Raw genomic sequence first — 19,920 nt, forward strand, 5'->3', positions numbered from 1 at the left:
CCGCGTCGTGATGTGCCAATCCGTTGCGATTCATTGCGCGCGATTGCGTTCCATCGCGATCGCGCGGGATGCGCGGGCAGTCTCGCGCGTCAGCGTTTCAGTTCGGCGACGAAGTCGTAGTAGTCGTCGCGGCAATACGTTTCGGTCACTTCGATCGCACGCTGGTCGGCGCCGTAGCCGACGCGCGTGATCACCAGCAATGCCGAGCCCGGCTTCACCGCCATCCATTTCGCGATCGCGTGCGTGGCATTCGCCGCGCGAAAGTGCTGCAGCGCGCGCACGACCGTCATGCCGCGCGCCTCAAGGTATTCGTACAGCGACGCGCCGAGCGCCTGCGGATCGGGCACCACCGCGGCCGGCAGCGTCGAGTGCTCGACGGCCATCACGATGCCGTCCGCGCGACGCAGCCGTTCGAGCCGCGCCACCGTCGCGCCGGGCGCGAGGCCGAGATGCGTGAGCTCGTCGCGGCTCGCGGCGCGCAGCGTGCGCGACAGCCACACCGAATCGGGTACGAAGCCGCGCTGCTGCATCTTCGCGGTGAAGCCGACGAGCCGCGACAGCGGATCGGCGACGCGCGGCGTGATGAAGCTGCCCGCGCCGCGCGCCCGCTTGATCAAGCCCTGCTCGACCAGCAGCGCGAGCGCACGGCGCGCGGTGATTCGTGACACGCCGACCGACCCCGACAGCAGCCGCTCCGACGGCAGCGCCTCGCCGGCCCGCCACGCGCCGGCGTGGATCGCGCTCGCCAGATTGCGGGCGAGCTGCAGATAGAGCGGCGTGTCGTCGAGGGGGTCGGGCGCCAGTTCGGACCAGCCGGTTTCCATGTGCCTCCGGGTGTCGGACGACGATCCGCGACCGTCGAAAGTGAACGCATTATATAACCACCATAATACCAGTCAACGAACTGGTATTAGCGTCGCGGAAATCGTCGGGAGCCTTGCCCGGCAAGCGTTTTAGTGCCGGCAAAGCCTTTGTTTACAATGCGATGCGGGATAGGGATTTACCCGAGGTGGTATGCAAAGGGATAGGTCCAGATAGACGTTTGGCGGGTTTTCGGCGATGTAAACGAGACCAGAATAGGACCAATTCGACCGACTGGTATGCATGGGTCGACGCGATGCATGCCGCGCCGGGCGATGCGCGCTTCGGTGGAACCATCAATGGAACTCGCGGCTCGACGTGCGCAGGCCGCCGAGCAGCGGCGTCAGGTCCTCGAAATGCTGCGCGACCAGGTGCCTCACGTCGCTCACGACCTGCCACACGCCCGACGCCGCGAGCAGCCGCGAATCGAGCGCTTCGCGGCGCTGCCGCGCAAGCAGCTCGGGGCGGACGATCACGTTCACGCAGCCCGTTTCGTCCTCGAGCGTCATGAAGATCACGCCTTTCGCGGTGCCCGGCATCTGCCGCGCGGTCACGAGCCCGCAGGCACGCGCAAGCCGGCCGTCGGGGCGATCGCGCAGCTCGGCGGCGGACGACAGCCGCCGCGCGCGCAGCGCGGGGCGCAACAGCGCGACCGGATGGCGGTTCAGCGTGAGGCCGGTGGCGTGATAGTCGGCGAGGATGTCGTCGGCCTCCGACGGCGCGCCGAGTGCGGGCTGCTCCGCCTCGTCGATCGGCGCGGCGGCGAGCAGGTCGCGCTCCGGCGCCGCGGCGACGGCCTGCCACAGCGCATCGCGGCGATGGCCGGCGAGCGTCGCGAGCGCGTTCGCCGCGGCGAGCGCCTCGAGATCGCGGCGTTCGAGCTGCGCGCGGCGGGCGAGGCTGTCGACGTTGTCGAACCGGCCGGTGGTGCGAGCGGCCTCGATGCGCCGCGCGGCGGCTTCGCTCAGGCCGCGCACGAGCGACAGGCCGAGCCGCACGGCCGGTTGACCATGTGGGGGCGGCTGGTCGGGCAGTGCTTCGAGCGACGCTTCCCAACCGCTTTGCGTGACGTCGATCGGCAGCACCTTCACGCGATGACGCTTCGCGTCCTGCACGAGCTGCGACGGCGGGTAGAACCCCATAGGCTGGCTGTTCAACAGCGCGGCGAGGAAGATCGCGGGTTCGTGGCATTTGAGCCAGCTGCTCGCGTACGCGAGTTTCGCGAAGCTGGCGGCGTGGCTTTCCGGGAAACCGTATTCGCCGAAGCCCTTGATCTGCTCGAAGATCTGTTCGGCGAATTCGCGCGTGTAGTTGCGTTCGAGCATCCCGCTGATGATCTTGTCCTGATATTTCTCGAGATTGCCCTTGCGCTTCCACGCGGCCATCGCGCGGCGCAAGTCATCCGCTTCGCCGGGTGTAAAACCGGCCGCAACGATCGCGATCTGCATCACCTGCTCCTGGAAGATCGGCACACCCAGCGTGCGAACGAGCACTTCCTTGAGCGCGTCGCTCGGATACGTGACCTCCCCCTTCTCTTCGCCGGCCACGATCCTGCGCCGCTTCAAATACGGATGCACCGCGCCGCCTTGAATCGGACCGGGCCGCACGATCGACACCTGGACGACGAGATCGTAGTAGTTCTGCGGCCTCAACCGCGGCAGCATCGACATCTGCGCGCGCGATTCGATCTGGAACACGCCGACGGTATCGGCACGGCAGATCATGTCGTAGGTTGCCTTGTCATCCTGCGGAATGTGTTTCAGCGTGAATGGCTTGCCGTCCTTCGCTGGCCCGCGCCACGCAGTGCGCAGGTCGAACGCGCGATGCAGTGCCGACAGCATGCCGAGCGCGAGCACGTCGACCTTCATCAGCCCGAGCGCTTCGAGATCGTCCTTGTCCCACTGGATCACGCGCCGCCCGTCCATCGCCGCGTTCTCGACCGGCACGAGCCGCGTGAGCTTGCCGCGGCTGATCACGAAGCCGCCCGAATGCTGCGACAGGTGGCGCGGAAAGTTGAGCAGGCGCCCCGCCAGTTCGGCCCATGTCTGAATGATCGGCGTCGCCGGATCGAGCCCGGTCGACGCGAATTGCTGCAGCAGGTCGCGGCTGCCGTCGAACCAGCGATGGCCCTTCGCGACGCGGTCGACCAGCATCGGATCGACGCCGAGCGCCTTGCCGGTTTCACGCAGCACGCCGCGCGGGCGATACGTCGAGACGGCGGCGGCAAGCGCCGCGCGATCATGTCCGTATTTCGCGTAGATATGCTGGATCACTTCCTCACGACGCTGATGCTCGAAGTCGACGTCGATATCCGGCGGCTCGCCGCGTTCCTCGCTGATGAAACGCTCGAACAGCATCGTGCTCTGATCGGGATTCACTTCGGTGATGCCGAGGCAGTAACAGACCACCGAGTTCGCGGCCGAACCCCGCCCTTGGCACAAGATGTTCTGACTGCGCGCGTATTTGACGATGTCGTAGACGGTCAGGAAAAACGGCTCGTATTCCAGTTTCGCGATCAGGGCAAGTTCATACCGGATCTGCTTTGCCACCTTCTCCGGCACACCATTCCAATAGCGTCGAGCAACACCTGCCCACGTCTCCTGCTTCAAGTAACTGGTCGGCGTGTGTCCGCGCGGCACGAGTTCGAGTGGATATTCATACTTCAAATCGTCGAGATCGAAATCGCACGCATCGAGCATCGCGCAGGTTTCGCCAATCTCTTCGGACGAAAACAACTTCGCGATCCGCCCGCGCGAACGCAGATGCTGCTCCGCATTCGGCGCGAGCGCATAGCCGCACTCGGCCACCGGCATCCCGACACGGATCGCCGTCATCACGTCCTGCAACGCCTTGCACGAACGCCGGTGCATCGTCACGTCGCCGAGCGCGACGAGTCGCACGCCGCGCCGTTTGCCGGCCGCACGAATCTCGTCGCGCTGCACGCCGTCGAGCGCGCGCTGCAACTGCACGAGCCCGAGCCGCGCACGCTCGCCGAACGTCGCGCGAAACCACGCGACCTGCGCATCGAGCACGTCCGCCCGCACCGGATACGTCGGCACGAGAATCGCGAAGCAGTCGGGCATCCCGCGCAGGTGTGCAAACTTCGCTGGCGGCGCCGACAGCATCCGCGACGTCAGCTTGTACGTCCCCTTCGGAGCCTCCATCCGCCGCCATGAAATCAGCTCGGACAGATTGCCGTACCCTTCGCGGTTCTGCGCGAGCAACACGAGCCCGAACGCACCGGGGCCCGGGTCGTGGCCGGGTGCGACTTCATCCGGCGTGACGTCGAAATACGAACCGATGACGAGCGGCAGCCCTTTCTCTTTAGCGGCGACATGCATGCGCGGCGCGCCAGCGAGCGAGCATTCGTCGGTGATCGCGATCCCGCGATAGCCGAGTTTCACCGCACGCTCGACCAGTTCCTCCGCATGCGATGCGCCATGCAGGAACGAAAAATTCGAGCGGCAGAACAACTCCGCGTAATCGGGCAGCAAGCTGAATTCCGCAACCATCTTCGTTCACCCGAACAGGCCGTGCAGGAACCAGCGCGGCGCAGCCTGACTGCTCGTCCGCTCCTTGAACACCCAATAGCACGCGCCCTCTTCGTCCTGCGCGACGTGGTAATCGCGTGCAGCGAGTTGCCCGTCGAACCACCCGGCTTCGATCCGCTCGGCCGACGACATCATCCGGAGCGGCGTATGAAATACCGGCCGCTCGCCGCGCATCAGCAACGGCAGCGGCTCGGCGAGCAGCCACGCGGGACGCGGCGGCGCGGCGGGTGAAACAGCAGCGGGCTTGCCGGCCTGCGCATCGAGCGGTAGCCAACGGTTCGCTACTTCGGGCCGGTAATCCGCGACAGGCGCCGCGCGCAGCACGTTGTCCGCGCCCAGCCGCGCGACCAGCAGTTCGAACAGCCGCTCGCGGGTTTCCCGCGTACCGCCCGGCTCGGGAAAAAGATCGTCGGCCGGCGGCGCGACCGATTCGACGCGCGTGGCCTTCAGCCGCACCGCGATCACCGCGGCCGGCAACTCGACGCGCGCGAGCCGCTCGCCGAGCAGCCGCATGAAATGCGCTTCGTCGCGCACGGGGGCGGCGAACGCGAGCTCGAGCGGGTCGGCGGCACGGCCTGACGGCCGCGCTCGTGCTCGAGATCGAAGGTCATCGCGGCCAGCGACAGTTGCCGCGCGGCCAGCCAGCCGCACAGCTGCACGACGAGCCGCCGCGCGGCGAACAGCACGGCTTCCGCGTATTCGACGCGCTCCGGCAATTCGAGCCGCACGTCGAACACGGGCGGCACCGCCATCCACGCGAGCGGCTCGACCGCTTCGCCGTACGCCCGATCGAGCGCGGCCAGCAGCGCGGGACCGCAGCGCCGCTGCAGTCCCGCGCGCGGCAGGCGGCGCAGATCGGCGAGCGTGCGGCAGCCGAGGCCGTCGAACCAGCCCGCATACGGACGCGCATCGGGCAGCAGCACGCACGGCAACCGATCGAGCGTGCGGACGAGCGAGCCCTGGCGCGCGACGCGGCGCCGGATGCGTGCCCGCGCCGACGTACGCGCGAGCAGCCACGCGCCGCACCCGGTCGGCGCGGCGGACAGGCGCGCCGCGTAGCCGAGCGCCGCGAGCGTCGCGCGCACCTGGCGGCACAGCGACGGCAGCCCGCCGAACAGCCGCAGGCTCGGGCCGACGTCGACGATCAGCGTGGCTTCGTCGTCGAGCGCGACGCACGGCGAGAAGCGCAGCAACGCGAGCGCGACCGCGCGCAGCGCATCGGCTTCGCGGGCGGGATCGCGTTCGACGAGCAGCGTATCCGGCGCGAGCGTGAGCACGCCGCCGCGCTTCATGCCCGCGCGCACGCCCTGCCGGCGCGCGGCCGCGTCGGCGATCAGCACGACCCCCTGCTCGAGCACCGCGCAGCCTGCCTCGCTGGCCTCGCCGGCCGCCGCGTCAAACGGCGGCGGGGCGCACACGTCGAGCGGCAGGCGCGGCAGATGGATGCCGAGCAAGACGCGCATAGCGGCTCTCCACGATGGGCGACGGCAAATCGAGCACGAGCGGCTCGCTGCGCGCGGGCCCGCGGCGCTTGACGATGTCGAGCGACACGCCGCCCGGCACCGGATACAGCACGACACGCAGCACGGCCGGCGACGGCTGCCGCGCGGCCGACAGCGGACGCAGCATCACGAACAGCGTGTCGCCCGTGCGCGCGGCCGCGAGATGCAGGCGCCGCAGCGCATCGGGCCGCGCGTCCTGCCAGAGCAGCAGCGCGCCGCAACAGCCGGTCTTGAGCGCCTGCTCGGCGGCCCACAGCGCATCGGTGCGGCTACCGGCGCGCAGCCACAGCAGCGTATCGGCCGGCACGCCGAGACTGGCGAGCGCGGTGGCATGCGGCGACTGCGGCGGCGCGACGAGCGCGAGCGGCCGCCGCGCGCTGACGCTGCGGGAGAGCGCGGGCGCGAGCAGCCGCATCTCTCCGCAGCCCGGCTGCGCGGCCAGCAGTTCGACGAGGCCGCCGACCGGCCAGCCGCCACCCGGCAGCTCGGCCGACAGCGGCGCGAAGCCCGTGTCGATCGTGCGCGGACCGCCGCGCGCGAGCTGCGAGCCACGCCAAAGGGACGGATGAAGGGATTCAGGAGCAATGGAGGATGCGAGCATGACGCCACCCACAACTGTATGGATATACAGTATATGGCAATGCGTCCGCGCCGCACAGCACCGGTGTAAAACCGGTTTTCGTCGGAAGAAATCAGGGAAAAGCCGGCGCGCCCGTCATGTCACGGCGCGTCGGCCGGTCAGAGGCCCGTCAGCCGAGCAACAACGCGTCGTCGTCGAGCTGTTCGTGGCGCACTTTCTCGAACATCTGCAGCAGATCCGGCACATCGAGCCCCTTGCGCGCGTCGCCCGACACATCGAGCACGACCTGCCCTTGGTGCAGCATCACCGTGCGGTCGCCGTAGTCGAGCGCCTGCCGCATGCTGTGCGTGACCATCATCGTCGTCAGCTTGCTCTCGGCGACGATGCGCGCGGTCAGCTCCAGCACGAACGCGGCCGTCTTCGGGTCGAGCGCGGCCGTGTGCTCGTCGAGCAGCAGGATTCGCGACGGCCGCAGCGACGCCATCAGCAGGCTCACCGCCTGCCGCTGGCCGCCCGACAGCAGCCCGATCCGGTCGGTCAACCGGTTTTCCAGCCCGAGGTTCAGCAGCCGCAGCTTGTCGCGGAACAGCTCGCGCGACGGCCGGTCGAGCGCCGCGCGAAAACCGCGCCTCGTGCCGCGCGCCATCGCGAGCGCCATGTTCTCCTCGATCGTCAGCGCCTCGCAGGTGCCGGCCATCGGGTCCTGGAACACGCGCGCGACGAGGTGCGCGCGATCCCACGCGGCCTTGCGCGTGACGTCCGTGCCGTCGATCGCGATGCGCCCCGCATCGACGCGCTGGTCGCCGCTGACCGCATTGAGGAAGGTCGACTTGCCGGCGCCGTTCGAGCCGATCACCGCGACGAACTGGCCGTCGGGAATCTCGAGCGACAGCCCGCGCAGCGCGCGCGTCTCGATCGGCGTGCCGGGATTGAACGTGAGTTTGAGATCGTGTGCGGACAGCATGTCATGCCCCTCCGTTCTTGCGCGCGAACAGCTTCTTGCGCGTCGCCGGCAGCACCAGCGCGATCGTGACGAGCGCGGCCGTCACGAGGTTCAGGTCCTGCGCCTTCAGGCCGATGAATTCGCTGTTCAGCGCGAGCGCGATGAAGAAGCGGTAGACGATCGCGCCGAGCACGACGGCAAGCGTCGTCAGCACCAGCCGGCGCGCCGGCAGCAGCGTCTCGCCGATGATCACGGCGGCCAGCCCGATCACGATCGTGCCGATCCCCATCGAGATGTCCGAGCCGCCCTGCGTCTGCGCGAACAGGGCGCCCGCGAGCGCGACGAGCGCGTTCGACAGCGCCATCCCGGCGAGCGTCGCACGGCCGGTCGCGATGCCTTGCGCACGCGCCATCCGCGGGTTCGCGCCGGTCGCGCGCATCGCGAGGCCGAGCTGCGACGAGAAGAACCAGTCGAGGCCGAGCTTCGCGACCACGACGACGATCGCGAGCAGCGCCGGGCGCAGCACGTAATCGGGCATCCAGTCGGGCTGCAGCACGGTGAAGAGGGTCGGCTCGGTGATCAGCGGCACGTTCGGCCGGCCCATGATCCGCAGGTTCACCGAGTAGAGCGCGATCATCATCAGGATACTGGCGAGCAGATCCATGATCTTCAGGCGCACGTTCAGCCAGCCGGTGACGAAGCCGGCCAGCGCGCCCGCGACGATCGCGATCACGGTCGACGTGAACGGGTCATGGCCGGCCGAGATCAGCGTCGCGGCGACGGCGCCGCCGAGCGGAAAGCTGCCGTCGACGGTGAGGTCGGGGAAGTTGAGGATGCGAAACGAGATCAGCACCCCGAGGGCGACGAGGCTGAAGATCAGGCCGATCTCCAGTGCGCCCAGAAACGAGAACAGAGACATGATGGGGAAATCCTGTTGCTTCCCGGCCGGACGTGTACGGCCGGGCGAAGCGGACGGGCGGCCCGGGTAGAGGCCGCCCGTCCGGCGATGTCGTCGAGGCCCGGATCGGGCCTGCCAGCGCGGCGGTCGGGCCGCGGCTTACTTGATGACCGTCTTCGCTTCCTTCACGAGATCCGGCGACAGCGTGACGCCCTGCTTCGCGGCCGCGCCCGTATTGACGAACAGCTCGAGGTTGCTGCTCGTCTCCGACGCGATCGCGCCCGGCTTCTCGCCCTTCAGGATGCGCGCGACGACCTTGCCCGTCTGGCGGCCGAGGTCGCCGTAGTTGATGCCGAGCGCCGCGATGCCGCCGCGCTTCACGCTGTCGGTATCGCCCGCGACGAGCGGGATCTTCGCTTCGTTCGCGACCTTCACGAGCGCTTCGTACGCGGACACGACGTTGTTGTCGGTGTTCGTGTAGATCACGTCGACCTTGCCGATCAGGCTCTTCGCGGCCGGGCCGATGTCGACGGTACGCGGCGCGGCCGCTTCCTTCAGCGTCATCCCCTGCTTCGCGAGGATCTCCTTGAGCTCCTTCACGACGACGACCGAATTCGCCTCGCCCGGGTTGTAGACCATGCCGACCGTCTTCGCATTCGGCACGACGCGCTTGATCAGCGCGACCTGGCGATCGAGCGGCAGCTTGTCGGACACGCCCGTCACGTTGGTGCCCGACGGGCCCCAGCCCTTCACGAGCTGCGCGGCGACCGGGTCGGTGACGCCAGAGTAGACGACCGGCACGCTCTTCGTCGCGGCGACGACCGACTGCGCGGCCGGCGTCGCGATCGCGACGATCACGTCGGGCTTGTCGCCGACGAACTTGCGCGCGATCTGCGCGGCCGTGCCCGTGTTGCCCTGCGCGCTCTGGTATTCCCACTTGAGCTTGTCGTCGCCGTAACCTTCCGCCTTCAATTCGGCGCGCACGCCGTCGCGGATCGCATCGAGCGCCGGATGGTCGACGATCGACAGCACCTTGACGGTCTGTGCATGCACAGCGCCGGCCAGCGCGAGTGCGGCGACGCCGGCCGTGATCGAACGGATCGCGAAAGTCTTGAATCGCTTCATGGGTATGTCTCCCCCGTATTGTGTCGGTTCTGGATGATGGATTCCCGCCGCCGTCGGGCGGGCGCCGCCCGTGCTTACGAAACGCGGGCGATCGGCCCGCGCATGCTCCGGGAAAGCATGCAGCGGCGAACGCACGAGGATACCATTTCCGCAGACCACCGCCTGACTCCGCGCTTTCACGCAGCGCGCCGGACGCAACCCTCGCCGGGGTCTGGCGAAGGCGTCCAAAGCCCCGCCGGTGGCGGCTCCGGCGCGCGGCGGCCAACGCGTCAGCCGTGCTCATGGCTTTACGCTATGCTGTCGGCCGACCCAATCCACTCCATCGGAGGGCAGATGAAACGGGGTATCCGAGCCGTCGCGTTCGCCGCCGTCGCGCTGGCGCTGCCGGGCGCGGCGTTCGCGCTGACCGACGGCAGCGCGCCATACGACGACTGCATGCTCAATGCGCTACGCGAAAGCCGCAACGGCGCGGCGGCCCAGTTGATCCAGCGCTCGTGCGACGCGCTGTACCGCAACAACGCGATGCTGCTGCCGCGCGAGCGGCGCTTTCACGAGTGCGTCGTGCAGTCGCTGCCCGGCGTGCGCGACAACTACGCGATCCAGCAGATCATGTCGATCTGCTCGCGGCGCGGCGAGATGTAGGCGCACCTGCCGCGCCAATGAAAAAGGGCCTGCGCGATGCAGGCCCTGTTCGTTCAGCGGTCCGACCGGTGGGCGGCGTTCAGAACGACGCGACCATCGAGCCCTTGAACTGCTTCTTGATGAATTCCTTCACTTCCGGCGACTGGTACGCCTTGACCAGCTTCTTCACCCACGGCTGATCCTTGTCCTTCGCGCGCACGGCGATCAGGTTCGCGTACGGGCTCGTCAGCGCCTCGAGCGCGATCGCATCCTTGGTCGGCTGCAGGTTCGCGGCCAGCGCGTAGTTGGTGTTGATCACGGCCGCATCGACGTCCGACAGCACGCGCGGCAGTTGCGCGGCGTCGAGTTCGGAGATCTTCAGCTTCTTCGGGTTCTCGGCGATGTCGAGCACCGTCGCGTTGTTGCCGCCCGTGCCGGCGCCCGCCTTCAGCTTGATCACGCCTTGCGTCTGCAGCAGCAGCAGCGCGCGGTTTTCATTCGACGGATCGTTCGGCACCGCGAGCTTCGCGCCCTGCGGCAGATCCTTCAGCGACTTGAACTTCTTCGAGTACACGCCGATCGGCGAGATGTAGGTCAGGCCCGCGCTGACGATCTTGTAGCCGCGCTGCTTCACCTGGCTGTCGAGGTAGGGCTGGTGCTGGAAGCTGTTCGCGTCAAGGTCGCCCGAATCGAGCGCCGCGTTCGGCTGCACGTAGTCGTTGAACTCGATGACCTTCACGTTCAGGCCTTCCTTCTCTTTCGCGACCTTCTGCACGACTTGCCACACTTCCGAATCCGGGCCGGCGACCGTGCCGACCTTGATCACCTTGTCTTCGGCGTGCGCGCCTGCCGACAGCGTCAGCGCGGCACCGGTGGCCAACACGGAAAATACCTTCAGGAGACTGCGACGCTTCATCTGTTTCTCGCTTGCTTGCTTACTTGAAATGGGGCGCGATACGGGTATGCCCGGACTCGCAGGAAGGGGCAAATGGTGTCACAGGATCGGCGGGAAGTGAAATACATCCCGCTCATATGGGTATGCACCAGCGCAGTGCTGGCGGTCGACGTGTCGACTCGGCCGTTAGTTGCATTTCTCACTCAACGCATCGGCCCGTCGACCGACCGCGTCACGCCGCCACCGCCTCGTCGGCCGCCTGCTTGTCGAAGGCCGGCTCGGCTGCCCGTGCGCCGGCCCCGCGCGGCGACGCGCCGCCGGCATTGCCGACCCGGAACGCGCCGACCGCGTCGCGCAGCCGCGCGGCCTGTTCCTGCAGCGACGCGGCCGCCGCCGCGGCTTCCTCGACCAGCGCCGCGTTCTGCTGCGTCACCTGGTCCATCTGCGTGACCGCGCGCCCGACCTGCGTGATGCCGCTCGCCTGCTCCTCGGACGCGGCCGCGATCTCGCCCATGATGTCGGTCACGCGCGCGACCGCCTGCAGGATCTCGCCCATCGTCGTGCCGGCCTGGCCGACCAGCGTCGAGCCGTTGCGCACGCGCTCGACCGAATCGACGATCAGCTCGCGAATCTCCTTCGCGGCCGTCGCGCTGCGCTGCGCGAGCGAACGCACCTCGCCCGCGACCACCGCGAAGCCGCGTCCCTGCTCGCCCGCACGGGCGGCCTCGACCGCCGCGTTCAGCGCGAGGATGTTGGTCTGGAATGCGATGCCCTCGATCACGCCGATGATGTCGGCGATCTTGCGCGAACTGTCGTCGATCTCGCCCATCGTGCCAATCACGCGGTTCACGACGTCGCTGCCGGTGCGCGCGATGTCCGACGCGTTGTTCGCGAGCCCGCTCGCCTGCCGCGCGTTGTCGGCGTTCTGCTTCACTGTCGCGGTCAGCTGCTCCATGCTCGCGGCCGTTTCCTCGAGCGACGCGGCCTGCTCCTCGGTGCGCTGCGACAGGTCGTCGTTGCCGGCCGAGATCTGGCGGCTCGCCGACGCGATCGCTTCGGCCGACTGGCGAATCCCGCCGATCGTCGCCTGCAGCCGCGCCTGCATGTCGTGCATCGCGGCCATCATGCTCGTGCGGTCGCCCGCGCGCACCGGCACCGGCAGCGTGAGGTCGCCCTGCGCGATGCGCGCCGCGAGCGCGGCCGCTTCGTCCGGCTCGCCGCCGAGGCTGCCGCGCACGTTGCGGATGATCACCAGCATCGCCGCGCTGATCACGAAGCCGATCACGAACACCACGGCCAGGTGGCCGAACAGCGTCCGGTAGTAGACGGTGTCGATGTCCTTCAGGAACACGCCGCTCGAGATGTTCCAGTCCCATGGCGCGAACCGCGTGACGTAGCTGATCTTCGGCACGGCCGTCTCGCTGTGCGGCAAGCGCCCGCGATATTCGGCGAATCCGCTGCCGGTTGCCTTCGCGGCGTTCAGGATCGTCACGAACAGCGGCTTGCCGTCCGGATCGAGATAGTCGCCGACCTGCGTGTCGACGAGCTTCGGCAGCGTCGGATGCATCAGCACGACCGGCTTCGAATCCATCACGAACACATAGCCCGAATCGCCGTAGCGCATCGCGGCGAGGCTCGCGAGCGCGTCGCGCTTCGCGTCGGCCTCGGGCAGCGTGCCGTTCTGCGCGAGCGCGTGATAGGCCTTCACGATGCCCGCCGCCGAGTCGACGAGATTCGCGATGCCGGCCTTGCGTTCGGCGAGCATCGTCGCGCGCGTCTCGTAGGCGCTCCATGCGCCGACGCCCAGAAGACCGATCCATACCAGCGCAAGCGCGAGCCACAGCTTGCGGTTCAAACTCATTCTGCTCATCTGCGTGCCTCTGTCGATATCGATGCATCCGGCGCGCGAACGGCCTGCCGTGCGCAAACGGTTGCTCTTTTATTTACGGCAACGAGGCTTACATCTTGAATACACGCGAACACGGCGAACCGGAGATCGACAAACGCACCGCCCGCCGGCGCGACAGCCCGCATCCGCTGTGCTAAAAAGACCGGCTGACCGGCGCGCAAGGCGCCGGCATCATTCCAGGGCCATCCATGTACGTCATCGACATCCACTACACCGCGTCGCTCGAGCGCATCGACGACGCGCTCGAACGCCACCGCGCGTACCTGCAGCCGCAGTTCGACAAGGGCATCTTTATCGCGGCGGGGCCGAAGGTGCCGCGCGAAGGCGGCGTGATCCTCGCGGCCCGCATCGATCGCGACGAACTCGACGCGATCCTCGAAACCGACCCGTTCGTCACCGAGGGGCTCGCCACCTATCGCGTGACGGAGTTCCGGATCACGCGCGCCGCGTCGGGCTTCAACGTGCCGGCGCTGCCGTAACGCGGCGTCGGCGCAATACGTGCGCAATACGCACGCAATACGCGCGCATGCCGACGCGCCGCCCGGCGGGCAGCGCATGCGCACGACAACGAGAGCGGGAAAACGCGACGGCGCGAAAGCGGCCGTCACGCGAAACGCCGGGCCGGGCGCCCGGCGGTTGCCGGTCAGTCGACCAGCAGCTTCAGGTCGTGGACCCACGGGGCCGGGCCCTGGCCGTCGCGTACGAACAGGCGCAGCTTGCCGTCGCGGTCGAACACGTAGCTCGCGGCCGTGTGATCCATCGTGTAGCTGCCGGGCGTCTTGCCGGGCACCTTCGCGTAGTACACGCGGAAATCCTTCGTGACCTTCTTCAGCGCCGCTTCGTCGGCCGGCCGCAGCCCGATGAACGACGGATCGAACGCGGGCACGTACTGGCCGAGCAGCGCCGGCGTGTCGCGTTCCGGATCGACGGTGACGAACAGCACCTGCACGCGCTTCGCGGCGTCGGGGCCGAGCTGCTTCAGCGCTTCGGACAATTCGGCCATCGTCGTCGGGCACACGTCCGGGCAGTGCGTATAGCCGAAGAACATCACGACGGCCTTACCCTTGAAGTCGGCGAGCGTGCGCACCTTGCCGGTCGTATCGGGCAGCGAGAAATCGGAGCCGAACTGCGTGTTGCCGGTGATGTCGAGATTCTGGAATTTCGGCGCGTTGTCGCATCCGGCGAGCAGCAGCGCTGCCGTGAATGCGCACGCGAGCATCCAGCCTTGGCGCGCGCGGCGCCCGAACCGTGATGGGAGCATTGCGTTCAAACCGTGCGGTTACACGCCGAGCAGCGGGCGTGCATAGTGATCGACGAGCAGCGCGGCAAACAGCAGCGACAGATAGACGATCGAGTAGCGGAAGGCCTTGCGGGCGAGTTCGTCCGAATAGTCGCGATGGATCTTCCACGCATACGCGAGGAACACCGCGCCGAGCAGCACCGCGCTCGTCAGGTAGACGGCCCCGCTCATCCCGGAAATGAACGGCATCAGCGTGACCGCGAACAGGATCACCGTGTACAGCAGGATGTGCAGCCGCGTGAACTTCTCGCCGTGCGTGACGGGCAGCATCGGCAGCCCGGCGTTCTCGTAATCCTTGCGGCGATACAGCGCGAGCACCCAGAAATGCGGCGGCGTCCAGACGAAGATGATCAGCACGAGGATCCACGCGTCGCCCGGCACCGCGCCGGTGACGGCGGCCCAGCCGAGCGCCGGCGGCATCGCGCCCGACGCGCCGCCGATCACGATGTTCTGCGGCGTCATCGGCTTGAGCAGCAGCGTGTAGATCACCGCGTAGCCGACGAACGTCGCGATCGTCAGCCACATCGTCAGCGGGTTCGTGAACGTATAGAGCGTCCATGCGCCAACGCTGCCGAGCACGGCCGAGAACAGCAGGATCTGCGGCGTCGTGATCTCGCCGCGCGCGGACGGACGCCACGCGGTGCGGCGCATCATCGCGTCGATCTTCTGTTCGACGAGACAGTTGATCGCGAACGCGGCGCCGGCCAGCAGCCAGATGCCGACGGTGCCGCCGATCAGCACATGCCACGGCACCATGCCCGGCGTCGCGAGGAACATGCCGATCACCGCGCAGAACACCGCGAGCTGCGTGACACGCGGCTTCGTCAGCGCCATGTACTGGGAAAAGCGGCTACCGGGCGATTGGGAGAGGGTGCTTTGCATGGGGACGGTCACGCCGGGGCGGCGTCGCGCGCAGGCTGCGCGACACGGCCGGGGCGGCTTGAAAGGATGCGAAAGTTTAACATGACGACGAGCAGCAGCAGGACCGCGGCCCCGCCGTTGTGCGCGACGGCGACGGGCAGCGGCCACTGCAGCACGATGTTGGTCAGGCCCGTCACGAACTGCAGCAGGACGACCAGCAGCACGCCGTTCGCGGGCCGCCGCAGCGAGTCGAAGCGGCGCATCTTCAGCGCGAACGCGACCAGGTACGCGACCACGACGAACGCGAACGTGCGGTGCGTCCAGTGGATCGCGACCAGCGCGTCCTGCGTGATCGCGTCGCCGTCCTTCGTCATTCCGAGCGCGCGCCACAGGTGGAAGCCGTGCTGGAAGTCCATCGGCGGAATCCACTGGCCGTTGCAGGTCGGGAAGTCGGTGCACGCGAGCACCGCGTAGTTGGTGCTCACCCAGCCGCCGAGCGCGATCTGCACGACCAGCAGCACGAGCGCCGCGAGCGCGGCCGCACGGTAGCGCCCGGCCTCGGGGTCATACGACGGCAGCGGCGTCTGCCGCGCCGCGAGCCAGCCCAGCGTGCCGAGCAGCGTGAGGCCGAGCAGCAGGTGGATCGTGACGATCACCGGTTGCAGCTTCATCGTGACCGTCCATGCGCCGAACGCGCCCTGCACGAGGATCAGCAGCAGCAGGCTCGTCGGCCACCACGGCGACACGTGCAGCGGGCGGCGGCGCAGCCGCGCGGCCCATGCGATCACCGTCTGCGCGATGATCAGCACGCCGATCGCCATCGCGAAATAGCGGTGGATCATCTCGATCCACGCCTTCGTCATGCTGACCGGCCCGGTCGGCATCGCCTGGTGCGCGGCCGTGATCGCCGCGTGCGCGATGAACGGCGACGACGTGCCGTAGCAGCCGGGCCAGTCGGGGCAGCCGAGGCCCGAGTCGGTCAGCCGCGTGAAGCCGCCGAACATCACGAGGTCGAGCGTCAGGAACGTGGTGATCCACACGAGCTTGCGGAACTTGTCGTCGTCGGCCTTCACCCACACGTACGACAGCGGCAGCAGCGCGATGCACAAGCCGATCAGGCCGAGTTGCAGTAGATACGACATCGGAATGGTGCCTCGTTCTCTCGCCTTAACCGATGCTCGACCACTTCAGCAGCTTCGTCACGTCCGACTTGATCTTGCTGGGATTCGGGTCTTTCGGGAAACGCATCATCAGGTTGCCGTTCGGGTCGACCATGTAGATGTGGTCGCTGTCCTTCGTGCCGGCATCGGCCGGCAGCCACGCGGCCACCGCGGCCGGATCGGCGACGAGCCGGCGCGTGTCCGGATACGCGTCCAGCACCTTCTGCGGCACCGCGCCCGCATCGCTGCGCAGCCACACCATCGTGATCCGGTGCCGTTCGCCCGCCTGCGTGACGCGGATCTGGCGCATGAAATAGAGCTTCTGCGCGCAGGCGTCGTCGCACGCGCTGCGGTCGGTCATCACGAACAGCCAGACGCCGCGCAGCGACGACAGCGGCACCGTCTTGCCGGTTTCGTCGGTGACCTGCAGATCCGCCGGGATCGGGCGCTGCGGCTCGATCAGCGTGCCGTAGTTCGTCGACCCGCCCTTCGGCTTGATCACGTAATAGGTGAAGTACGACGCGATCATCGGCGCGGCGCACACGAGACCCAGCAGCACGAGCATCCAGCGGCCGCGCTTGCGGGCCGCGGGCGACATCGGCGCAGCGGCCGGACCCTGACGGGGAGATTGCATGGACAAATCAGACCTCTCGAAACGAACCCGCGGCGCCGGCGCCGCGTCCTGGCATGACGCTCACGCGCCGGCCGACTTCTTCGCCGCACGCCGCGCGGCGTACAGGCCGAAGCCGAGCGCGGCCGCCGCCATCGCCCACCACTGAAACATGTAACCGTAATTGCGCTCGACGCCGGTCGTCGCCGCGGGCCAGTCGCGCACGAGCTTGTCGCCGTCGTCGCTCGTCTGCTGGATCACGAACGGCTGCAGCGGCAGCCCGGTTTCCTTCGCATACGCGGCGACGTCGAGGTTCTGCCGGATCTTCTGATGCGCGGCCGACCCGCCTTCGCCGAGCTCGAACGCGCGCGACGCGTCGGCACGCGCGATGCCGACGATCTCGATGTCGCCCGCCGGCGTCGCGAACGGCTCGATCGCCGTGCGATCGGCGATGTTGCGCGGCAGCCAGCCGCGGTTCACGAGCACGACGCCGCCGCCCGTGAGTTTAAACGGCATCACGACGTAAAAACCCGGCTGGTCGTTATACGGCCGATTGTCGAGGAACACCGCCTGCTCGGGCATGAAACGGCCCTTTGCCCGCACGCGATGAAACTCGATCGACGCGAGCGGCACCGGCTGCGCGCCGATGTCGACCGGCACCGCCCGTTCGTAGCGCGCGATGCTCGCCTGCAGCGTTTCCTTCTGGTGCGCGCGGTCGCGCTGCCAGAAGCCGAGACGGATCGTGACGGCGACGACGACGAGGATCAGCAGCGCGGGCAGCCAGCGGATCTTCATCATGCGGCCCGCCCGGCACCTGCGCGAAAGCGAAGTGCGATAATTATCCTCTTCCTTTCGAATTGCCGTCGTCCGGTTCGTGTCATGCACATACTCGTTCCCATCGCCTTCGTCCTCATCATTGCCAGCATGGGCTCGGCGCTCTACTTCATGATGCACGACCGCGGCCATACGAAGCGCATGGTCTGGTCGCTCGCCACCCGCGTCGGGCTGTCGGTGTCGCTGTTCCTGCTCATCCTGTTCGCGAACTGGATGGGCTGGATCCATTCGACCGGCCTGCCGATCGGGCGTTGATGCCGTTGCCGCGCCGGCCGCTGTGACATTTAGCCGCACGGCCGCGCCACCAAGCAAAAGCGCCGCCTGACTGAGTCGCGGCGGCGCCAGGGTGGTATCGCTCGCGGCTTCGCCGCCGCGCCCACGACACCAATGAAAACGGCCCGCGCATCGCTGCGCGGGCCGTCGTTCCATTTACAGCCAGTAGACGACGACGTACAGGCCGAGCCAGACGACGTCGACGAAGTGCCAGTACCACGCGGCGCCTTCGAAGGCGAAGTGATGATCGGGCTTGAAGTGGCCGCGGATCATCCGCACCAGCACCACCGCGAGCATCGTGCCGCCGAGGAACACGTGGAAGCCGTGGAAGCCGGTCAGCAGGAAGAACGTCGAACCGTACACGCCCGAGTTCAGCGTCAGGTTCAGTTCGTTGTACGCGTGGTAGTACTCGAAGCCCTGCAGGAACAGGAAGCAGATACCGAACACGAGCGTCGCGGCCAGCCACGCGATCGCCTTCTTGCGATGGTCGTCGCGCAGCGCGTGGTGCGAGATCGTCAGCGTCACGCCCGACGACAGCAGGAACGCGGTGTTCAGCGTCGGGATCGGCCACGGGCCCATCGTCTTGAAGTGACCGGCGAGCGCGGCGGGGCCTTCGTTCGGCCACACGGCGGAGAAGTCCGGCCAGATCAGCTTGTAGTCGAGGCTGCCGAGCTGGTGCAGCGCGATTTCACGCGCATAGAACAGCGCCCCGAAGAATGCGCCGAAGAACATCACTTCCGAGAAGATGAACCAGCTCATGCTCCAGCGGTACGACTTGTCGACGTTCTTGCCGTAATGACCGCCTTCCGATTCGGCGATCGCGTCGCCGAACCAGTGATACAGCGTGAAGAGCAACCACAGCAGGCCGAGCAGCGCCGTAAACGGCGCCCAGTCGTGACCGTTGATCCACAGCGCGGCCGACCCGAGCATGACCAGCAGGCCGATGGCCGCGCTGATCGGATGCTGCGACGGATGCGGCACGAAATAGTACGGGGTCTGGTTTTGACCGCTCATGCTTGATTCTCCACTTCAGTCCAATTTGTGTACCGGAAACCGCTCCGGCTTTATTTCTTGCGCGGCGAGACCGCCGCCGCGCTTTCCTGCACGCCGCGCCGTGGCGCCGCGCGCTGCATTCTTTCGTCGCCGCGCGCCGCCAGCACGCGGTCAACCCACGACGGCACGCACGATCAGGATCAGCACGCCGATGAACACGCCGGCCGCGAGCAACGCGACGATCAGCACGTGCAGCGGATTGAGCTGCGTCGCGTCGGCCTCCAGGTCGCGCCGCTTGCGCACCCCGAAGAACGACCACAGCACCGCTTTCAGCGCCTGACCGAACGTTCCGCTCCGCTTGATTTCCGTCATCGCCCCGTCTCCTTCGTCATGCGTCCGGCTTCGCCGCACCCTGCGCCGCCGTACTGCGCTGCGCCGGGGCCGGCGTGGCCGGGGTATTCAGCTCGAAGAACGTGTACGACAGCGTGATCGTCTTCACGTCCTTCGGCAATTTCGGGTCGATCACGAACACCACCGGCATCTTGCGCGACTCGTTCGCGGTCAGCGTCTGCTGCGTGAAGCAAAAGCACTCGATCTTCTTGAAGAACTCCGTCGCCTGCTTCGGCGCGTAGCTCGGGATCGCCTGCGCGACGACCGGCCGGCCCTGCCCGTTCGTCACGTCGTACACGATCGTCGTCAGTTCGCCCGGATGCACGTCGAGGCTGTTGTGCTCCGGCTTGAACCCGAGCGGCCCGCGTGCGTTCGCATCGAACTCGACCGACACCGTGCGGCTGGTGTCGACCTGCGAGTTCTTCACCTCGCGCTCGCTGACATCGCGCTGCACCAGGTTGTTGATGCCGGTGATCTGGCAGATCGCCCGATACATCGGGATCAGCGCGAAGCCGAAACCGAACATCAGCCCGGCCACGACGAAGAGCTTCACCAGCATCGAACGATTGAACGCACGATCCACGGCGCCCTCTTCCGGCTTCGACATACGACGA

General features: G+C 67.6%; 19 protein-coding genes and 1 pseudogene. 3 read left to right on the top strand and 17 right to left on the bottom strand.

The features are described 5' to 3' along the window. Positions 1 to 89 precede the first annotated feature (89 nt). The 7 genes and pseudogenes from SY91_RS00740 to SY91_RS00770 form a co-directional block, all read right to left on the bottom strand. The gene (locus tag SY91_RS00740; protein ID WP_077180249.1) at positions 90 to 824 is read right to left on the bottom strand and encodes a GntR family transcriptional regulator; all 735 of its coding nucleotides are present in this window, start codon (positions 822 to 824) and stop codon (positions 90 to 92) included. A gap of 333 nt (positions 825 to 1,157) precedes the next feature. Next, complete coding sequence (locus SY91_RS00745; RefSeq protein WP_124477322.1) at positions 1,158 to 4,373, bottom strand: error-prone DNA polymerase; 3,216 nt, start codon at positions 4,371 to 4,373, stop codon at positions 1,158 to 1,160. A gap of 6 nt (positions 4,374 to 4,379) precedes the next feature. Then, positions 4,380 to 5,875: pseudogene (locus tag SY91_RS00750) on the bottom strand (Y-family DNA polymerase). Further along, complete coding sequence (imuA, locus tag SY91_RS00755) at positions 5,808 to 6,515, bottom strand: translesion DNA synthesis-associated protein ImuA (protein ID WP_185921006.1); 708 nt, start codon at positions 6,513 to 6,515, stop codon at positions 5,808 to 5,810. The pseudogene SY91_RS00750 and the gene imuA overlap by 68 nt, the downstream one beginning before the upstream one ends. A gap of 148 nt (positions 6,516 to 6,663) precedes the next feature. Continuing rightward, on the bottom strand, positions 6,664 to 7,458 hold the full coding sequence (locus SY91_RS00760; RefSeq protein ID WP_124477325.1) for an ABC transporter ATP-binding protein: 795 nt from the start codon (positions 7,456 to 7,458) through the stop codon (positions 6,664 to 6,666). Between the two features lies 1 nt (position 7,459). Then, the gene (locus SY91_RS00765) at positions 7,460 to 8,356 is read right to left on the bottom strand and encodes an ABC transporter permease (protein WP_011546267.1); all 897 of its coding nucleotides are present in this window, start codon (positions 8,354 to 8,356) and stop codon (positions 7,460 to 7,462) included. Between the two features lie 138 nt (positions 8,357 to 8,494). Beyond that, positions 8,495 to 9,460, bottom strand: a complete 966-nt coding sequence (locus SY91_RS00770) for an ABC transporter substrate-binding protein (protein WP_124477326.1) — start codon at positions 9,458 to 9,460, stop codon at positions 8,495 to 8,497. A 333-nt stretch (positions 9,461 to 9,793) separates the two neighbouring features. Between SY91_RS00770 and SY91_RS00775 the strand changes: the two genes are divergently transcribed. Then, positions 9,794 to 10,102, top strand: a complete 309-nt coding sequence (locus SY91_RS00775; RefSeq protein ID WP_124479370.1) for a VF_A0006 family four-cysteine protein — start codon at positions 9,794 to 9,796, stop codon at positions 10,100 to 10,102. Positions 10,103 to 10,181: 79 nt separating this feature from the next. On the opposite strand, the gene SY91_RS00780 is transcribed toward SY91_RS00775, so the two are convergent. Beyond that, complete coding sequence (locus SY91_RS00780) at positions 10,182 to 10,997, bottom strand: MetQ/NlpA family ABC transporter substrate-binding protein (protein ID WP_006477742.1); 816 nt, start codon at positions 10,995 to 10,997, stop codon at positions 10,182 to 10,184. A gap of 211 nt (positions 10,998 to 11,208) precedes the next feature. After that, on the bottom strand, positions 11,209 to 12,846 hold the full coding sequence (locus tag SY91_RS00785; RefSeq protein ID WP_124477327.1) for a methyl-accepting chemotaxis protein: 1,638 nt from the start codon (positions 12,844 to 12,846) through the stop codon (positions 11,209 to 11,211). 227 nt (positions 12,847 to 13,073) lie between these two features. On the opposite strand from SY91_RS00785, the gene SY91_RS00790 reads away from it, so the two are divergent. Beyond that, complete coding sequence (locus SY91_RS00790; protein ID WP_006477740.1) at positions 13,074 to 13,364, top strand: YciI family protein; 291 nt, start codon at positions 13,074 to 13,076, stop codon at positions 13,362 to 13,364. A gap of 164 nt (positions 13,365 to 13,528) precedes the next feature. Here SY91_RS00790 and SY91_RS00795 read toward each other — a convergent pair whose 3' ends face one another. From SY91_RS00795 to SY91_RS00815, 5 genes are read right to left on the bottom strand one after another with little or no spacing between them, the layout of a single operon-like run. Then, positions 13,529 to 14,146 carry an SCO family protein gene (locus tag SY91_RS00795; RefSeq protein WP_050014818.1) on the bottom strand — a complete coding sequence of 206 codons (618 nt, stop codon included), beginning with the start codon at positions 14,144 to 14,146 and terminating at the stop codon, positions 13,529 to 13,531. A gap of 18 nt (positions 14,147 to 14,164) precedes the next feature. Beyond that, on the bottom strand, positions 14,165 to 15,067 hold the full coding sequence (gene cyoE / locus SY91_RS00800) for a heme o synthase (protein WP_006477738.1): 903 nt from the start codon (positions 15,065 to 15,067) through the stop codon (positions 14,165 to 14,167). Between the two features lie 8 nt (positions 15,068 to 15,075). Beyond that, the gene (locus SY91_RS00805; protein ID WP_105798384.1) at positions 15,076 to 16,188 is read right to left on the bottom strand and encodes a COX15/CtaA family protein; all 1,113 of its coding nucleotides are present in this window, start codon (positions 16,186 to 16,188) and stop codon (positions 15,076 to 15,078) included. A gap of 25 nt (positions 16,189 to 16,213) precedes the next feature. Next, positions 16,214 to 16,840 (bottom strand): SCO family protein, encoded by a 627-nt coding sequence (locus SY91_RS00810; RefSeq protein ID WP_006477737.1) that lies wholly within the window; start codon positions 16,838 to 16,840, stop codon positions 16,214 to 16,216. Positions 16,841 to 16,900: 60 nt separating this feature from the next. Next, positions 16,901 to 17,611, bottom strand: coding sequence for an SURF1 family protein (locus tag SY91_RS00815; RefSeq protein WP_034174656.1), 711 nt, complete (start codon positions 17,609 to 17,611; stop codon positions 16,901 to 16,903). 84 nt (positions 17,612 to 17,695) lie between these two features. On the opposite strand from SY91_RS00815, the gene SY91_RS00820 reads away from it, so the two are divergent. Further along, complete coding sequence (locus SY91_RS00820) at positions 17,696 to 17,905, top strand: twin transmembrane helix small protein (RefSeq protein WP_006477735.1); 210 nt, start codon at positions 17,696 to 17,698, stop codon at positions 17,903 to 17,905. A 174-nt stretch (positions 17,906 to 18,079) separates the two neighbouring features. Here SY91_RS00820 and SY91_RS00825 read toward each other — a convergent pair whose 3' ends face one another. The 3 genes from SY91_RS00825 to SY91_RS00835 all read right to left on the bottom strand — a co-directional run bounded on the left by SY91_RS00825 (position 18,080) and on the right by SY91_RS00835 (position 19,913). After that, on the bottom strand, positions 18,080 to 18,937 hold the full coding sequence (locus tag SY91_RS00825; protein WP_006477734.1) for a cytochrome c oxidase subunit 3: 858 nt from the start codon (positions 18,935 to 18,937) through the stop codon (positions 18,080 to 18,082). A gap of 150 nt (positions 18,938 to 19,087) precedes the next feature. Continuing rightward, the gene (locus SY91_RS00830) at positions 19,088 to 19,288 is read right to left on the bottom strand and encodes a DUF2970 domain-containing protein (protein ID WP_006477733.1); all 201 of its coding nucleotides are present in this window, start codon (positions 19,286 to 19,288) and stop codon (positions 19,088 to 19,090) included. Positions 19,289 to 19,304: 16 nt separating this feature from the next. Next, positions 19,305 to 19,913, bottom strand: a complete 609-nt coding sequence (locus SY91_RS00835) for a cytochrome c oxidase assembly protein (RefSeq protein WP_006477732.1) — start codon at positions 19,911 to 19,913, stop codon at positions 19,305 to 19,307. Positions 19,914 to 19,920: the final 7 nt, after the last annotated feature.

Origin of the sequence: Burkholderia cenocepacia (assembly GCF_014211915.1) — a bacterium.
GTDB lineage: Bacteria > Pseudomonadota > Gammaproteobacteria > Burkholderiales > Burkholderiaceae > Burkholderia > Burkholderia orbicola.

Bases quoted from the DNA above. Each gene is read 5' to 3' on its own strand.
- SY91_RS00795 (WP_050014818.1), bottom strand. From the start codon at position 14,146: ATGCTCCCATCACGGTTCGGGCGCCGCGCGCGCCAAGGCTGGATGCTC.
- SY91_RS00740 (WP_077180249.1), bottom strand. From the start codon at position 824: ATGGAAACCGGCTGGTCCGAACTGGCGCCCGACCCCCTCGACGACACG.
- SY91_RS00780 (WP_006477742.1), bottom strand. From the start codon at position 10,997: ATGAAGCGTCGCAGTCTCCTGAAGGTATTTTCCGTGTTGGCCACCGGT.
- SY91_RS00770 (WP_124477326.1), bottom strand. From the start codon at position 9,460: ATGAAGCGATTCAAGACTTTCGCGATCCGTTCGATCACGGCCGGCGTC.
- imuA (WP_185921006.1), bottom strand. From the start codon at position 6,515: ATGCTCGCATCCTCCATTGCTCCTGAATCCCTTCATCCGTCCCTTTGG.
- SY91_RS00820 (WP_006477735.1), top strand. From the start codon at position 17,696: ATGCACATACTCGTTCCCATCGCCTTCGTCCTCATCATTGCCAGCATG.
- SY91_RS00745 (WP_124477322.1), bottom strand. From the start codon at position 4,373: ATGGTTGCGGAATTCAGCTTGCTGCCCGATTACGCGGAGTTGTTCTGC.
- SY91_RS00815 (WP_034174656.1), bottom strand. From the start codon at position 17,611: ATGAAGATCCGCTGGCTGCCCGCGCTGCTGATCCTCGTCGTCGTCGCC.
- SY91_RS00805 (WP_105798384.1), bottom strand. From the start codon at position 16,188: ATGTCGTATCTACTGCAACTCGGCCTGATCGGCTTGTGCATCGCGCTG.
- SY91_RS00810 (WP_006477737.1), bottom strand. From the start codon at position 16,840: ATGCAATCTCCCCGTCAGGGTCCGGCCGCTGCGCCGATGTCGCCCGCG.
- SY91_RS00835 (WP_006477732.1), bottom strand. From the start codon at position 19,913: ATGTCGAAGCCGGAAGAGGGCGCCGTGGATCGTGCGTTCAATCGTTCG.
- SY91_RS00790 (WP_006477740.1), top strand. From the start codon at position 13,074: ATGTACGTCATCGACATCCACTACACCGCGTCGCTCGAGCGCATCGAC.
- SY91_RS00775 (WP_124479370.1), top strand. From the start codon at position 9,794: ATGAAACGGGGTATCCGAGCCGTCGCGTTCGCCGCCGTCGCGCTGGCG.
- SY91_RS00765 (WP_011546267.1), bottom strand. From the start codon at position 8,356: ATGTCTCTGTTCTCGTTTCTGGGCGCACTGGAGATCGGCCTGATCTTC.
- SY91_RS00785 (WP_124477327.1), bottom strand. From the start codon at position 12,846: ATGAGCAGAATGAGTTTGAACCGCAAGCTGTGGCTCGCGCTTGCGCTG.
- SY91_RS00830 (WP_006477733.1), bottom strand. From the start codon at position 19,288: ATGACGGAAATCAAGCGGAGCGGAACGTTCGGTCAGGCGCTGAAAGCG.
- SY91_RS00760 (WP_124477325.1), bottom strand. From the start codon at position 7,458: ATGCTGTCCGCACACGATCTCAAACTCACGTTCAATCCCGGCACGCCG.
- cyoE (WP_006477738.1), bottom strand. From the start codon at position 15,067: ATGCAAAGCACCCTCTCCCAATCGCCCGGTAGCCGCTTTTCCCAGTAC.
- SY91_RS00825 (WP_006477734.1), bottom strand. From the start codon at position 18,937: ATGAGCGGTCAAAACCAGACCCCGTACTATTTCGTGCCGCATCCGTCG.